14 protein-coding genes are annotated in these 14,557 nt (G+C 66.6%); 7 read left to right on the forward strand and 7 right to left on the reverse strand.

Annotated features, from left to right (window positions below; all coding sequences use genetic code 11):
- Positions 1-9: 9 nt before the first annotated feature.
- From K8U54_RS08605 to K8U54_RS08635, 7 genes are all read right to left on the reverse strand, one after another.
- Positions 10-405, reverse strand: a complete 396-nt coding sequence (locus K8U54_RS08605) for a hypothetical protein (RefSeq protein WP_249909740.1) — start codon at positions 403-405, stop codon at positions 10-12.
- Between the two features lie 14 nt (positions 406-419).
- Positions 420-1,697, reverse strand: a complete 1,278-nt coding sequence (locus tag K8U54_RS08610; protein WP_434059992.1) for a type II and III secretion system protein family protein — start codon at positions 1,695-1,697, stop codon at positions 420-422.
- The gene (gene sctV / locus K8U54_RS08615; RefSeq protein ID WP_249909742.1) at positions 1,694-3,832 is read right to left on the reverse strand and encodes a type III secretion system export apparatus subunit SctV; all 2,139 of its coding nucleotides are present in this window, start codon (positions 3,830-3,832) and stop codon (positions 1,694-1,696) included. Before sctV ends, K8U54_RS08610 begins: the two co-directional genes overlap by 4 nt.
- Positions 3,829-4,170 (reverse strand): tetratricopeptide repeat protein, encoded by a 342-nt coding sequence (locus tag K8U54_RS08620; RefSeq protein ID WP_249909743.1) that lies wholly within the window; start codon positions 4,168-4,170, stop codon positions 3,829-3,831. Before K8U54_RS08620 ends, sctV begins: the two co-directional genes overlap by 4 nt.
- Entirely contained in the window at positions 4,167-4,538 is a 372-nt protein-coding gene (locus K8U54_RS08625) for a hypothetical protein (RefSeq protein ID WP_249909744.1), read from the reverse strand. Before K8U54_RS08625 ends, K8U54_RS08620 begins: the two co-directional genes overlap by 4 nt.
- Position 4,539: 1 nt before the next feature.
- Positions 4,540-5,505: a SctD/MshK family protein gene (locus K8U54_RS08630; protein ID WP_249909745.1), complete on the reverse strand. Its 966-nt coding sequence runs from the start codon at positions 5,503-5,505 to the stop codon at positions 4,540-4,542.
- A gap of 141 nt (positions 5,506-5,646) precedes the next feature.
- Positions 5,647-5,808 (reverse strand): hypothetical protein, encoded by a 162-nt coding sequence (locus K8U54_RS08635; protein ID WP_167364722.1) that lies wholly within the window; start codon positions 5,806-5,808, stop codon positions 5,647-5,649.
- A gap of 426 nt (positions 5,809-6,234) precedes the next feature.
- On the opposite strand from K8U54_RS08635, the gene K8U54_RS08640 reads away from it, so the two are divergent.
- The 7 genes from K8U54_RS08640 (at position 6,235) to K8U54_RS08670 (ending at position 14,527) form a co-directional block, all read left to right on the forward strand.
- The gene (locus tag K8U54_RS08640; RefSeq protein ID WP_249909746.1) at positions 6,235-7,212 is read left to right on the forward strand and encodes a dipeptidase; all 978 of its coding nucleotides are present in this window, start codon (positions 6,235-6,237) and stop codon (positions 7,210-7,212) included.
- A gap of 135 nt (positions 7,213-7,347) precedes the next feature.
- The gene (locus K8U54_RS08645) at positions 7,348-7,878 is read left to right on the forward strand and encodes a DUF5943 domain-containing protein (protein WP_074889884.1); all 531 of its coding nucleotides are present in this window, start codon (positions 7,348-7,350) and stop codon (positions 7,876-7,878) included.
- An 87-nt stretch (positions 7,879-7,965) separates the two neighbouring features.
- Positions 7,966-10,026: a dimethylglycine demethylation protein DgcA gene (gene dgcA, locus K8U54_RS08650; protein WP_249909747.1), complete on the forward strand. Its 2,061-nt coding sequence runs from the start codon at positions 7,966-7,968 to the stop codon at positions 10,024-10,026.
- Between the two features lie 128 nt (positions 10,027-10,154).
- Positions 10,155-12,143, forward strand: a complete 1,989-nt coding sequence (gene dgcB, locus K8U54_RS08655) for a dimethylglycine demethylation protein DgcB (RefSeq protein WP_249909748.1) — start codon at positions 10,155-10,157, stop codon at positions 12,141-12,143.
- Positions 12,144-13,373, forward strand: coding sequence for an electron transfer flavoprotein subunit alpha/FixB family protein (locus K8U54_RS08660; RefSeq protein ID WP_249909749.1), 1,230 nt, complete (start codon positions 12,144-12,146; stop codon positions 13,371-13,373).
- An 89-nt stretch (positions 13,374-13,462) separates the two neighbouring features.
- Complete coding sequence (locus K8U54_RS08665) at positions 13,463-14,236, forward strand: electron transfer flavoprotein subunit beta (protein ID WP_249909750.1); 774 nt, start codon at positions 13,463-13,465, stop codon at positions 14,234-14,236.
- A gap of 39 nt (positions 14,237-14,275) precedes the next feature.
- Positions 14,276-14,527: a hypothetical protein gene (locus tag K8U54_RS08670; protein ID WP_249909751.1), complete on the forward strand. Its 252-nt coding sequence runs from the start codon at positions 14,276-14,278 to the stop codon at positions 14,525-14,527.
- Positions 14,528-14,557 lie beyond the last annotated feature (30 nt).

Genomic DNA, 14,557 nt, shown 5'->3' on the forward strand with positions numbered 1-14,557 from the left:
TGGCGAGGCTCATTGCCCACCTCCGGTATCGCTCTGCGTGGCCTGCTCCTGGCGACGGCGGCGCTTCTCGTCGGTCTCGAAACCTTCCAGATACGACTGCGCCGCACGGCCCACCGGCGCGGCCAGGGTCGGCCCGGTCGGCCGGCCACGCAGCAGGTCGCCACGGCGCTCGACCATCTGCAGCAGATTGGCGTTGTTGGCGCAGCCTGGCGGCAACGGCAACAGCTCACGTTCGTCGACCGGCTGGCCCTCGTTGCTGACGCGCCGGCAGGCATCCGGCACCAGCAGGGTCTGGCCGTTAGCGTCGACGATGGTCTGGTAACCGGGGGAATAGTCCGGCGCCTGCAGTTCGGTCTGGCAGGCACCCAGCAGCAGGCAGGTGGACAACAGGCTCAGACGGCTCATCACGGCACTCCCGTTCATTGCAGGTGGAACCCGAAGGAGCTGCTGCGCGCCGGGGCATCGGCACGGGCGCCCAGCGTTTTGTCGAGCGGCGTGAGCATGGCCTGGGTCTGCACCGGCTCGACCAGATAGGGGGTGATGAGGATCACCAGCTCGGTCTCGTTCTGCTGAAAGCGTTTGGAGCGGAACAGGTTGCCGAGCACCGGCATGTCGCCCAGCAACGGGACCTTTTCCAGATCCCGTGAATTTTCCCGCTGGAACAGGCCGGCAATGGCGAAGGTCTGCCCACTGCCGACCTCGACGCGGGTGTCGGCGCGGCGCACGCGGAACGACGGGACGCGGAACCCGGAAACTTCCAGGGTGCTGCCGCCCATCAGGCTGCTGACTTCCGGGCGCACCTGCAGGCCGATGCGGTCACCCGGCAGCAGGGTGGGGCTGAACAGCAGCGAGACTCCGTAGGATTTGTACTCGACGCCCACCAGGTCGCTGTTCACCGGCACCGGCACTGGCACTTCACCGCCCGCCAGGAAGCTTGCCGTTTCACCGGTCATGGCGGTGATGTTCGGCTCGGCGAGGATCTCCAGCACGCCATTGCTCTGCAGCGCCTCGAGCACGCTGTCGATATTGAAGTTGCCGCTGTCCAGGCCCACGCCGATCAGGTTGGAGCCGCCGGCAGCGGCCTCGGCCGCCAGGTTGCCGCCGGTGAGCAGGCCGAACGAGAAGGTGCCGTTGTTGAACAGCGCATTCCAGCTCACGCCGTAGCGCAGCAGCTCTTCGCGCGACACCTCGGCGAAGCGCACGCGAATGTTCACCTGGGCAGAGCCCGCGTAAGTCGCGGTGTTCACCGCCCCCTGCCAGTCCTGCCCGGTGGGGTCGAGCAGGGCATTGAGGTCCAGGGCCTCGGCGACGTTGCTGACCTGGCCACGGGCCGCCAGGCGGTTGCCGACGCCCTGAACGTCAGCGCCGCTCTGCGGATGACGGTTGCGCAGCGCACTGCTGATCGGCCGGCCGTTGCTGCCGACGCTGATCTGCAGCGAGGCGACTTCCCGCTCGTCACTGCCCAGGGCCACCAGGGTGGTGTGGCCCGGGCGCTTGCCGAACAGGTAGATGACCCCGGGCGACACCACCTGCAGGTCGGCCACGCCCGGTTCGGCGATCATCACCGCCTCCACCGGGTCGCTGAAGCGCATGATCCGCCCCTCGCCGGTGCCCAGGCTGATATCGCCCCCCAGCGGGGACTGGGCTATGGCCAGCAGTGGCAGGCAGCACAGCGTCAGCAGCAAAAGGCGCATCATGTCGCACCCGCCAGCGCGGCTGCAGGTTGGCTTTTTTCCGCCCGCGCGGTGCTCGGCGTGCCGAGCACCTTGATCGCCTGCAGGCTGTATTCCGGGGCCAGCTCGGTAAAGGACAGCACGGCCATCTCCAGTTCGTCACGAATGCACAGGCGCAGGATCCGGCGGCGCAGCTCCGGGTGCACCACCAGGGTCGGTTTGACCAATTCGGGCAATTGCGCGCACTCCTGGCGCAGCGCCTTGAGCAGGCCGCGGGTGGCTTCCCGGGCACGGACCTCGCCGCGTCCGGTGTCCTGCTGGCGCGCTGCCTCGAGCAGCTGCGCCTCCAGGGCCGAACCCAGCACGAAGGCGGCGATCACCCGCTGTTCATCGGCATGCTGGTGGCTGATCTGCCGCGCCAGGGCGGTACGCAGGTGGTCGCTGAAGCGCCCCACATCACCTTCGCGGCCGCCCCACTCGACCATCGCTTCGAGCAGCGCCCGCCGGTTGCGGATCGACACGCCCTCGGCGACCAGGCGCCGCAGGGCGTCGGCGATGCGCTGCAGGGGCACGGCCCGCAGTGCTTCCTTGACCAGTTCGCCATGGCTCTCCTCCAGGTGCGCCAGCAATTGGCGGGTTTCCTGGATACCGAGAAAGTCCCCGGCATAACGACGCAGCACACGCGCCAGCACATCACGCAGGATCTCATCGGGACGCAGGTAGACGATCCCCGCGTCGCTCAGCTCGGCCTGGTGTTCGCTGGCGATCCACAGGCCGACGCGGCTGCCCAGGGGCGATGCGCGTTCCTCGCCGGTAATATCGAGCAGTTGCAGATGCACGGGGTCGTCCTTGAGCAGCACCTGGGCCGGGTTCAGTTCGCCCTGGTCGACCGGCACGCCTTCCAGCTCGACCCGGTAGCTACCGGTCGAACCGGCCATGTCGACGACCACCGACGGCATCGGGAACTCGATGCCCAGCTCGTTGTGCAGGTCGTGGCACAGCACCTCGAGGCGTTGCTTGAAGGGTTGCAGCGGTACCACTTCGGCCAGCCCCGGGCCGATCGACAGCAGCACCCGGGTGTCCGCTGCGGCGACCGGGGCATCCGCCTGCTGCTCGGGTTCGGGGGCGACGGCCGCCTCCTCGACCACCTCGGCAGCCACGACCTCGGCTTGCTCCTCGCGCTGCTGGCGGCGCCGCAGCAGCCAGGCGCACAGCCCCAGCACGGCCGACAGGCCGAGAAACACCGGCGCGGGGAAACCGGGGATGAACGCCACGGCGGCGAGAATCAGCGCGGTCAGCGTCAGGGCACGCTGGCTGTTGCCCATCTGGCGGATGATCTCGGTACCCAGGTCGGCCTGCTCGGCCTCGTTGTTGACCCGGGTCACCACGGTGCCGGCGGCCACGGCGATCAACAGCGCCGGAATCTGCGCGATCAACCCGTCACCCACGGTGAGCAGCGAGTAGGTGTGCCCGGCATCGGCGAAGGACATGCCGCGCGACAGCATGCCGATCAGCAGGCCGCCGATCAGGTTGACGAAGAGGATCACCAAACCGGCGATGGCATCGCCCTTGACGAATTTCATCGAGCCGTCCATCGCGCCGAACAGCTGGCTCTCGCGCTGCAGGTCGGAACGCCTGCGGCGCGCCTCGTTGGCATCGATGTCGCCGTTGCGCAGGTCGTTGTCGATGCTCATCTGCTTGCCGGGCATGGCGTCCAGGCTGAAACGCGCTGCCACCTCGGCGACCCGCTCGGCACCCTTGGTGATGACCACGAACTGCGCCACGGTGATGATCAGGAAGATCACCAGACCGACCACCACTTCGCCGGCGATGACGAACTTGCCGAAGGCCTCGATGATATGCCCGGCATCGCCGTGCAGCAGGATCAGCCGCGTGGTGCTGATCGACAGGGCCAGGCGGAACAGCGTGCTGAGCAGAATCAGCGCCGGCAGCGCGGACAGCTCCAGGGGCTTGCGAATGTAGAAGGCGACGATCAGCACCAGGATGCTCAGGGCGATGCTGATGCCGATCAGGGTGTCGACCAGGTAGGTCGGCAGCGGGATGATCATCATCACGATGGCCATCATCATGAAGGCGACGATCACCACCTCGGTACGTTGCGCCGCCATGCCCGCCAGGGCACTCAGACGCGCCATCATGCTGCATCCTCCAGGCGCAGCGCCCGGTAGCGGGCAAAGCTGGCGCGTGCCTCGGCGTGCTGACCGGCGCTCCACAGCGCCCGGCTGCGCAGCAGCAGCCAGGCCGCCGATTCACCCTGCAGCCCATGCAGACGGTCCAGGGTGTGCAAGGCCCGCTGCCCATCGCCATTGGCGGTGAAGGCCGCCGCCAGGCGCGCCAGCAACACCGGGTCATCGGGATTGAGCTGCACGGCCAACAGCAGCAGCACCAGGGCGCGCGGTCCCTGACCGACCCGCAGGTAGAGATCGCCGAGGCCCTGGAGCAGCCTGGCGGCATCGTGGTCGTCGCGCAGCATCATGGCTCCACCTCGGTTTCGACGCGCTGGCGATCCAGGGCCTGGCGGGTGTCGAGTTCCTCGCGCACCAGGCTCATGGCCAGGGCCCGGGTTTCACCGTCGAGGGGCAGCGACGGCAGGATGCGTTCGAGGATGTCTTCGAGAATTTCCGCCGGCCGCGAGCCCGCGAACAACCCGGGCTCGACGCCTGCGGCCAGCTCCAGGGCGTGCAGATCGTCCTGCACGGTCGGCAGTGGCAGCGTGCGCGGCAGGCTGGGCTGGCGAACGGCGGGTGGCGCGATGGGTGATGCAGGGAGCAGCTCACTCGGGCGAGTGCGAACGTCGGAGGCGGCATCCGATGGCGCCAGCGGGGCGCGTGAATCGATCTTCATGCTAGCCCTCAGGCACTGGCTCAGGCGCTGGCGAAGGCCCGAGCGTCAGGGCGAAGCGCTCCTCGCCCAGAGCCAGCACCACCTGACCGTCCTCGATACGCTCGAGCTTCCACCCGCCTTCCAGGGGGGCACCAGGGTACAGGCGGGCACCCGCTGCATTGATCACGTAGGGGTTGTCGCCAAACCACACGGCCTGGAAGTTGACCCGCGGCCGGGCGGCGCTTTCACGCACGCTGACATCGCCACGCAGCACGTACTGGCGCCCATAGCGGCCATCGAAATACTGCTGCAGGGCAAGCCAGTCCTGCTCCTGGCCAGGTTCTACGGTTCCGCTGACGCGCAGCTGCCCGGCACTGGTATCGAGCTTGAGATCGTTCAGCCCGGCGGCCTTGGCCTGGCCGGCCAGATCGGCGCGGGCCAGCTGCAGCGACGCCGCCCGGGGCGCTTCCGCCGGCTGCTCCTCGGCGAGAGTCAGGCGCTGCAGGGACTCGGGCTCGGCGCTCTGCATCGGCCCATCGCGCAGCACCGCCAGGGCGCCCGCGCAGATGAACATGAACAAGGCGGCAGTCGCCCATTGCGCCTTGCCGTACCACACCGGGTTGGCCGCCGGCCCGCCGGCCTGGGGCATGGCCAGGCGCAGGGTCGCCGTGCCGATACGGATATCCACGGGCAGTCGGCCGCGGTAGCCGTGCCCGCGCGCGATCGGGGTTTCACGCCCATTGTGGATGACCTGCACATCACCACCGGTAGCCTCGACACCGACGTGGCGTGCACCCAGGCGCAGGGTCAGGTGACGTTCCGCCACCCCGGCGTCACGCAGCATCAGGTTGGCTGCCGCGCCACTGCCAATGCAGTACACCGCTTCATCCAGCGGTAGCGACACGCCACGGTGAATGCCGGCGGTCACATCCAGCCGCGGCAGGTCGCCGCCGTTCAGCGAGGAGGTACTCGAGGCTATCGCAGTCATAGGACTCACCGGGGCTCAGGGACGACGCTATCGAGCAACGCATGGGACCAGAACGGTCGGATCACGCACTCGATGGAAAAGGTGCCGATAACGGCGCAGACACAGGTTGCAGGCGACGCCGAGCGCCGCCTGCAGCCCGGGTCAGTTCTGCGGACGCTGCTTGGTGGCGTCGAGTTCGGCTTTTTTGGCCGTGGTGATTTCGGTGATCTTGGCGGATTTCTCGATCGCCATATCGAACACTGCGGACATCTTCTCGATCGCTGCGTCCGAATTGCCTGGGTTTACGCTAGGAGTCTCAGCCATGGGATATCTCCGAAAATATCTAAGTGGTAATGAGCGGCATCACCCACGGTGATAACCGGTTTCAGGAAAGCCACCTCGTCGAGCGGGCTTTCCTGCAACGACTCGAAGACTAGAGAGCGATCGCCAGACGATGTTGTTAAAGGTTGTTAAAGCTTGTTGAGCGTCGATTAACGCACCCTGCGTACGCACCTGGCGCCCCAAGCACGCCCGCACCAACCCCGGGCACGGATTGCCCGGGCCGGGGCCTGGGTAGGCCGTCGCCAATGCCGCAGGCGAAGGTGCCGCCTTATCCGATCACGACCTCGGCTTGACGCTTTCGGCAATACCCCCGTCGTTTTTGCATCGGGTCGCCGGGGCGTCCAGGCATATGCTGCCCACAAAGCGCCAGCAGCGAATCTGGTGCATTCATTCAAGGGGAGCCGCCTGATGAGCCCAGCCGAATTGCACGCCGACAGCATCGTCATCGACGGTCTGATCATCGCCAAGTGGAACCGTGAACTCTTCGAGGACATGCGCAAGGGCGGCCTTACCGCGGCCAACTGCACGGTGTCGGTCTGGGAAGGGTTTCAGGCCACCGTCAACAGCATTGCCGCCAGCAGCAAGCTGATCCGCGAGAACAGCGACCTGGTGATGCCGGTACGCAGCACCGCCGACATCCGCAAGGCCAAGGAGCTGGGCAAGACCGGCATCATCTATGGCTTCCAGAACGCCCATGCGTTCGAGGACCAGCTCGGCTACGTCGAGGTGTTCAAGCAGCTCGGCGTGGGCATCGTGCAGATGTGCTACAACACCCAGAACCTGGTCGGCACCGGCTGCTACGAGCGCGACGGCGGCCTGTCCGGCTTCGGTCGCGAGATCGTCGCCGAAATGAACCGCGTGGGCATCATGTGCGACCTGTCCCACGTCGGCAGCAAGACGTCCGAGGAAGTGATCCTCGAATCGAAGAAGCCGGTCACTTACTCCCACTGCCTGCCTTCGGGCCTCAAAGAGCACCCGCGCAACAAGTCCGACGCAGAGCTGAAATTCATCGCCGACCACGGTGGCTTCGTTGGCGTGACCATGTTCGCGCCCTTCCTGGCCAAGGGCATCGACTCGACCATCGACGACTACGCCGAAGCCATCGAGTACGTGATGAACATCGTCGGCGAGGACGCCATCGGCATCGGCACCGACTTCACCCAGGGTCACGGCCAGGACTTCTTCGAGTACCTGACCCACGACAAGGGCTACGCCCGCCGCCTGACCAACTTCGGCAAGATCATCAACCCGCTGGGTATCCGTACCGTCGGCGAGTTCCCCAACCTGACCGAGACCCTGCTCAAACGCGGCCACTCCGAGCGCGTGGTGCGCAAGATCATGGGCGAGAACTGGGTACGTGTCCTGGCCGACGTCTGGGGCGAATAAGCCCGACGCGATGCCAAACCGTAGGGTGGATGACGCTTTTTTCATCCACCACCCCACTGCGCGGTGACTCACCTTTCCGGTGGATGGATAAAGCGCCATCCACCCTACAAACGACTTGACTACGGAGTTATCCACATGGCCACCCACGCCCCCGAAATGCCCATCCAGGTCGACGACGAAACCGGCGTATGGACCACCGACGCCCTGCCGATGCTGTATGTGCCACGGCATTTCTTCGTCAACAATCACCGCGGCATCGAGGAGGTGCTCGGTGCCGACAAGTACGCCGAGATTCTCTACAAGGCCGGCTACAAATCCGCCTGGCACTGGTGCGAGAAGGAAGCCGAATGCCACGGCCTGCAAGGCGCTGCGGTGTTCGAGCACTACATGAAGCGCCTGTCGCAACGCGGCTGGGGGCTGTTCGAGATCCAGAAGCTGGACATCGACGCCGGCTACGCGGAAGTGAAGCTCAAGCACTCGGCCTTCGTGTACGTGTACGGCAAGGTCGGCCGCAAGGTGGACTACATGTTCACCGGCTGGTTCTCCGGCGCCATCGACCAGATCCTGTCCGCCAAGGGCAGCAGCCTGCGCACCGTCACCGTGCAGGAATATGGCGGCTCCGAAGAAGGCCACGACGATGGCCTGTTCGTTACCCGTCCCCTGTAGCGGTTTACAGCGTGGCAGCGCGCCTTGCCGCTGCCACTCATAAAAACAGAACCGTGAACGCTTAGCCGCCGAATCGAGGAGAAGGTCATGGCCTTCGAAGCAATGTTCCAGCCGATCCAGATCGGCAAACTGACCATCCGCAACCGCGTGCTCTCCACCGCGCACGCCGAGGTCTACGCCACCGACGGCGGCATGACCACCGAGCGCTACGTCAAATACTACGAAGAGAAGGCCAAGGGCGGCATCGGCCTGGCGATCTGCGGCGGCTCCTCGGTGGTGGCCATCGACAGCCCGCAGCAATGGTGGGCCTCGGTGAACCTGTCCACCGACCGCATCATCCCGCACTTCCAGAATCTCGCCGACGCCATGCACAAGCACGGCGCCAAGATCATGATCCAGATTACCCACATGGGCCGCCGCTCGCGCTGGGACGGCTACCACTGGCCGACCCTGATGTCGCCCTCTGGAATCCGTGAACCGGTGCACCGCGCCACCTGCAAGACCATCGAGGTCGAGGAGATCTGGCGCATCATCGGCAACTACGCCCAGGCCGCGCGCCGCGCCAAGGAAGGCGGCCTGGACGGCGTCGAGCTGTCCGCCGTGCACCAGCACCTGATCGACCAGTTCTGGTCGCCACGCGTCAACAAGCGTACCGACGAATGGGGCGGCAGCTTCGAAGGCCGCATGAAGTTCGGCCTGGAAGTGCTCAAGGCCGTGCGCGCCGAGGTCGGCGACGATTTCTGCGTGGGCATGCGTATCACCGGCGACGAGTTCCACCCCGACGGCCTGTCCCACGAGGACATGAAACAGATCGCCGCCTACTACGACGCTACCGGCATGCTCGACTTCATCGGCGTGGTGGGCTCGGGCTGCGACACCCACAACACCCTGGCCAACGTGATCCCCAACATGAGCTTCCCGCCGGAGCCGTTCCTGCACCTGGCGGCCGGCATCAAGGAAGTGGTCAAGGTGCCGGTGCTGCACGCGCAGAACATCAAGGACCCGAACCAGGCCACGCGCATTCTCGAAGGCGGCTATGTGGACATGGTCGGCATGACCCGCGCGCACATGGCCGACCCGCACCTGATCGCCAAGATCAAGATGGGCCAGATCGACCAGATCAAGCAGTGCGTCGGTGCCAACTACTGCATCGACCGCCAGTACCAGGGCCTGGACGTGCTGTGCATCCAGAACGCGGCGACCAGCCGCGAATACATGGGCGTGCCGCATATCATCGAGAAAACCACCGGCGCCAAGCGCAAGGTGGTGATCGTCGGCGGCGGCCCGGCCGGGATGGAGGCCGCTCGCGTCGCTGCCGAGCGTGGCCATGACGTGACCCTGTTCGAGAAGCAGGACAGCCTCGGCGGGCAGATCAGCATCGCCGCCCGCGCCCCGCAACGCGACCAGATCGCCGGTATCACCCGCTGGTATCAGCTGGAAATCGCCCGCCTGGGCGTGGACCTGCGCCTGGGCACGGCGGCCGATGAGGCGACCATCCTCGACCTGCGCCCGGACATCGTGGTGCTGGCCAACGGTGGCCATGCCTTCCTCGAGCAGAACGAGCACTGGGGCGCGGCCGAAGGCCTGGTGGTCAGCGCCTGGGACATCCTCAGCGGCAAGGTGGAGCCCGGCAAGAACGTGCTGGTGTACGACACCATCTGCGAATTCACCGGCATGTCGGCGGCCGACTACCTGGCCGACAAGGGCAGCCAGGTGGAGATCGTCACCGACGACATCAAGCCCGGCGTGGCCATGGGCGGCACCACCTTCCCGACCTACTACCGCAGCATGTACCCCAAGGAAGTGGTGATGACCGGCGACATGATGCTGGAGAAGGTCTACGCCGAGGGCGACAAGAAGGTCGCGGTGCTGGAGAACGAATACACCGGCGCGCGGGAAGAGCGGGTGGTCGACCAGATCGTCATCGAGAACGGCGTGCGCCCGGACGAGGGCCTGTACTACGGGCTCAAGGACGGCTCGCGCAACAAGGGCCAGATCGATGTCGAGGCGCTGTTCGCGATCAAGCCGCAGCCGTGCCTTTGCGAAGCGGGCGACGGCTACCTGCTGTTCCGTATCGGCGACTGCGTGGCCCAGCGCAACGTGCACGCGGCGATCTACGACGCCCTGCGCCTGTGCAAAGACTTCTGATCTAAACGACGCCCTTGTGGGAGCGGGCCGGGACGCCTAGTCCATGCCCGCGATTGATTTGTGCCAAGGCTATGCCCGGTTGCGGGCCGGCCCGCTCCCACGACATCTCGTCCGGTGAGGACAGACCGATGCTGAACACCCTTCTACCCATCCTGCTCTTCGCCGCCCTGGCCCTCGCGGTCCTTGGCGCGGCCAAGCGCTTCTTCATGTGGCGCCGCGGTCGGCCGGCCCAGGTCGACTGGGTCAAAGGCCTGCTGCAGATGCCGCGCCGCTACCTGGTGGACCTGCACCACGTGGTCGAGCGCGACAAATACATGTCCAGGACCCACGTGGCCACCGCCGGCGGCTTCGTACTGGCAGCGGTATTGGCCGTCGCGGTGCATGGTTTCGGCCTGCACAACCGCATCCTCGGCTTCGCCCTGCTGGCCGCCACGGTGCTGATGTTCACCGGCGCCCTGTTCGTTGCCAGGCGCCGCCTGAATCCGCCGGCGCGGCTGTCGAAAGGCCCGTGGATGCGCCTGCCGAAAAGCCTGCTGATGTTCGCCGCCAGCTTCTTTATCGCCACCCTGCCGGTGGCCGGGGTTCTGCCCGCTGACTTTTCATGGCAGAGCAGCGGCGGCTGGGTCCTGGCGGCCATTCTCACCGTTGGCGTGGCCTGGGGCGTGTCCGAGCTGTTCTTCGGCATGACCTGGGGCGGGCCGATGAAGCACGCCTTCGCAGGTGCCCTGCACCTGGCCTGGCACCGCCGCGCCGAGCGTTTCGGTGGCGGTCGCTCGACCGGCCTGAAAGCGCTGGACCTGAACGACCCGAAAGCCCCCCTGGGGGTGGAAAAGCCCACCGACTTCACCTGGAACCAGCTGCTCGGCTTCGACGCCTGCGTACAGTGCGGCAAGTGCGAAGCCATGTGCCCGGCCTTCGCCGCCGGCCAGCCGCTGAACCCCAAGAAGCTGATTCAGGACATGGTCATCGGCCTGGCCGGCGGCAATGACGCCAACTTCGCTGGCAGCCCCTACCCCGGCAAGCCGTTGGGTGAGCACAGCGGAGGCCCGCACCAGCCAATCGTGGCCCGGCCGATCGTCTCCCTGCAAGGCAAGGCCCTGGTCGATGCCGACACACTGTGGTCATGCACCACCTGCCGCGCCTGCGTCGAGGAATGCCCAATGATGATCGAGCACGTCGATGCCATCGTCGACATGCGCCGCCACCTGACCCTGGAAAAAGGCTCGACGCCGAACAAGGGCGCCGAAGTACTGGAAAACCTCATCGCCACCGACAACCCGGGCGGCTTCGCACCCGGTGGCCGGCTGAACTGGGCCGCGGACCTGAATCTGCCGCTGATGGCCGACAAGGGCAGCGCCGAAGTGCTGTTCTGGGTCGGCGATGGCGCCTTCGACATGCGCAACCAGCGCACCCTGCGTGCCTTCGTGAAGATCCTCAAGGCTTCGGGTGTGGACTTCGCGGTGCTCGGCCTGGAAGAACGCGACAGCGGTGACGTCGCCCGCCGCCTGGGCGACGAAGCGACCTTCCAGCAACTGGCCAAACGCAATATCGCCACTCTCAACAAGTATCAGTTCAAGACCATCGTCTCCTGCGACCCGCACAGCTTCCACGTGCTGAAGAACGAGTACGGCGCCCTGGGCGGCCACTACCAGGTCATGCACCACAGCACCTTTATCGAGAACCTGCTGCAGCGCGGCACCCTGAATCTTGGCAAGCACAAGGGCGGCTCCGTCACCTACCACGACCCCTGCTACCTGGGCCGCTACAACGGTGAGTACGAGGCGCCGCGCGCGGTGCTCAAGGCCATCGGCATCGAGGTGAGGGAGATGGAGCGCTCCGGCTTTCGCTCGCGCTGCTGTGGCGGTGGCGGCGGCGCGCCGATCACCGATATCCCCGGCAAGCAGCGGATTCCCGACATGCGCATGGAAGACATCAAGGAAACCGGCGCCGAACTGGTCGCCGTCGGCTGCCCACAGTGCACCGTGATGCTCGAAGGCGTGGTCGAGCCGCGCCCGCAGATCAAGGATATTGCCGAGCTGGTGGCCGAGGTGTTGATCGAAAGCGAGGTGCCCCAGAAGAAACCCCTCGCGCAACCCACTGCCGTGGAGGTGGCCTGAATGAGTGACATCATCCGCCGTGACCCGCGCGCCGAGCGCATCGCCCGCAACCGCCTGCACCCGCTGCACGCGGCCCTGCAGCCCCAGCAGATTCAGTGGATGGGCCCCAACGGTATCGTCCGCAAGAACCCCCATGCGGCAGCGGCCGGTTTCATCGGCCCGGCCGGCCTCAAGCGTATCGACCGCAGCGGCGCTCAGCAGGGCGGCGGCTCCAAGCGCCAGAGCAGCGGCGCGGCCGTGCAACTGCCGCTGCATGTGGTCGAGCAGCCGGCGTTCGTCATCGCCGTGGTACCGGATATGGTCGGTGGCCGCCTGAGCAGCCACGACAAGGACCTGCTCGGCCTCGCCCATCAGCTGGCCGGCCAGGAAGGCGCCGTGCTGGCCGTGGTATTCGGTGAGCACAAGGAATCCGCGTTCGACAGCGCCGGCGTCGACCGCCTGCTGCAGCTGGCAGGCGACGAATACAGCGGCTACTCGCCCGAACAGCGGGTGCTGGCCCTGCGCGCCGTCGACAGCCAGTTCGCCCCGCGCCATTGGCTGCTCCCGGATAGCCGCACCGGCGGTGGCGAACTGGGCCGGCGGCTGGCCTCCAGCCTGGGCGAGCGCCCGGCCACCCGCGTCTGGCAGGTCAAGGATGGGCAAAGCACCGGCCGCGCCGGTGCGGGCCGCGAGGACATCGTGCGGACGGCGCCGCGGCTGATCCTGGCCGCCGCCGAGTGCGCCGAGCCGGTCAGCGAAACCCGCCACGAGGCACGCCAGGTCGAGCTGTCGACACAGGTGGCGCGCAACCTGCCACGCATCGAGGACCTGGGCTCGGTCGCCGTCGACCCGGCGCAGATCCCCATGGCCGAATCCGAATTCATCCTGTCCGGTGGCAACGGCGTGAAGGACTGGGCGCTGTTCCACCGCGCTGCCGTCGCCCTGGGCGCCACAGAAGGTGCGTCGCGGGTGGCGGTGGACGACGGTCATATGCCGCGGGCCCGTCAGGTCGGCGCCACCGGCACCTGGGTCACCGCACGGGTCTACGTGGCAGTCGGTATCTCCGGGGCCATCCAGCACCTGCAGGGCATCGGTGCCTGCGACAAGGTGGTGGCGGTCAACCAGGACCCGGGCTGCGACATGATCAAGCGTGCCGACCTGGCGGTGATCGGCGACGCCGCCGCCATCCTCCAGGCCTTGATCGAGCGCGTGGAAGCCCACCGTAGCGGAGCCAAACGTAATGCGGCCTGAAGTCCTTATCGCGGGCATGGCCCGCTCCCACACCCGCGAACTCGTGGGAGCGGGCCATGCCCGCGAAAAACAATACAGGGGGTCGCAGCATGGCTGATCTGAATGTCGTCACCCTGGTGTCCATCGGCTCCCACCCTGCCTCGGGCCGGCCCCGACGCGCCGAACAGGATGCCCGCGCCGTCGAGTTGGGCCTCAAGCTGGCCGGTGAAAAACTCAACGTGGTGCATGCCGGCGACCCGCAGGAAGACACCCTGCGCGCCTACCTGGGCATGGGCCTGCCCGGCCTCACCGTACTCGAGCAGAGCCGCGAGGCCGACGCCCTGCCGGCCCTGGCCGAGCACCTGCAACTGGCCAAGGCGCAACTGGTGCTGACCGGCAGCCAGGCAGAAACCGGCGAAGGTTCGGGTATGCTGCCCTACCTGCTGGCCGAGCGCCTGGGCTGGCCACTGATCGTCGGCCTGGCGGAAGTGGAAAACATCGAGGGCGGCAGCGCCCAGGTGCTGCAGGCCCTGCCCCGCGGTCAGCGGCGGCGTCTCAAGGTACGCCTGCCCTTTGTCGCCAGCGTCGATGCGGCCGCACCGGCGGCGCGCCAGAGCGCCTTCGGCCCGGCCCGACGCGGTGCGCTGGAGCGGGAAGCAGTGGAACTGGTCGATGATCCGTTGTATGCCGATGCGCAGTGGCAGCCAGCTCGACCACGGCCCAAGCGCCTGAAGGTGATCAAGGCCAAGACCGGCGCCGAGCGCATGAAGGCGGCGACCGCGAAGGCCGCTGGCGGTGGTGGCCAGGTGATCACGGGCGTCTCGCCACAGGAAGGTGCAGAGGCTATCTTCAAGCTACTGCTGGATGAGGGCGTGCTGCGCTGACGGTACGCCGAATTCGAATTTGTCACGAGGACAATCACGATGATGCATGCCGACTTGATCGACCAGGAAGATCTGCGCGAACGCCTGATTGCCCTGGGTTTCAGCATCCCCAGTGGTGCCAGCGCCGAGCAGGCCTGCGAATACGCGGTGACCGGCCTGTGCCCGGAACGTGCCCTCGCCCTGCGCCATATGGTCGAAGAGATTCTTGCCGGCAGCGCCACCGTGCTGCCAACCGTACGCGAAGCCATCTCCCGCAAACTGCTGCCGGCTCTGGTGCCTAAGCCACGCTGAGCTCCAACTGAAGCACACTTGCGAGGGCTG

This window comes from Pseudomonas fulva, from assembly GCF_023517795.1.
In the GTDB taxonomy this organism is placed as follows: Bacteria; Pseudomonadota; Gammaproteobacteria; order Pseudomonadales; family Pseudomonadaceae; genus Aquipseudomonas; species Aquipseudomonas fulva_D.

Coding starts and splice junctions, on each gene's coding strand:
- K8U54_RS08620 (WP_249909743.1), bottom strand. CDS start 4,170: ATGATGCTGCGCGACGACCACGATGCCGCCAGGCTGCTCCAGGGCCTC.
- K8U54_RS08635 (WP_167364722.1), bottom strand. CDS start 5,808: ATGGCTGAGACTCCTAGCGTAAACCCAGGCAATTCGGACGCAGCGATC.
- K8U54_RS08630 (WP_249909745.1), bottom strand. CDS start 5,505: ATGACTGCGATAGCCTCGAGTACCTCCTCGCTGAACGGCGGCGACCTG.
- K8U54_RS08670 (WP_249909751.1), top strand. CDS start 14,276: ATGATGCATGCCGACTTGATCGACCAGGAAGATCTGCGCGAACGCCTG.
- dgcB (WP_249909748.1), top strand. CDS start 10,155: ATGCTGAACACCCTTCTACCCATCCTGCTCTTCGCCGCCCTGGCCCTC.
- dgcA (WP_249909747.1), top strand. CDS start 7,966: ATGGCCTTCGAAGCAATGTTCCAGCCGATCCAGATCGGCAAACTGACC.
- K8U54_RS08640 (WP_249909746.1), top strand. CDS start 6,235: ATGAGCCCAGCCGAATTGCACGCCGACAGCATCGTCATCGACGGTCTG.
- K8U54_RS08605 (WP_249909740.1), bottom strand. CDS start 405: ATGAGCCGTCTGAGCCTGTTGTCCACCTGCCTGCTGCTGGGTGCCTGC.
- K8U54_RS08665 (WP_249909750.1), top strand. CDS start 13,463: ATGGCTGATCTGAATGTCGTCACCCTGGTGTCCATCGGCTCCCACCCT.
- sctV (WP_249909742.1), bottom strand. CDS start 3,832: ATGATGGCGCGTCTGAGTGCCCTGGCGGGCATGGCGGCGCAACGTACC.
- K8U54_RS08645 (WP_074889884.1), top strand. CDS start 7,348: ATGGCCACCCACGCCCCCGAAATGCCCATCCAGGTCGACGACGAAACC.
- K8U54_RS08625 (WP_249909744.1), bottom strand. CDS start 4,538: ATGAAGATCGATTCACGCGCCCCGCTGGCGCCATCGGATGCCGCCTCC.
- K8U54_RS08660 (WP_249909749.1), top strand. CDS start 12,144: ATGAGTGACATCATCCGCCGTGACCCGCGCGCCGAGCGCATCGCCCGC.
- K8U54_RS08610 (WP_434059992.1), bottom strand. CDS start 1,697: ATGATGCGCCTTTTGCTGCTGACGCTGTGCTGCCTGCCACTGCTGGCC.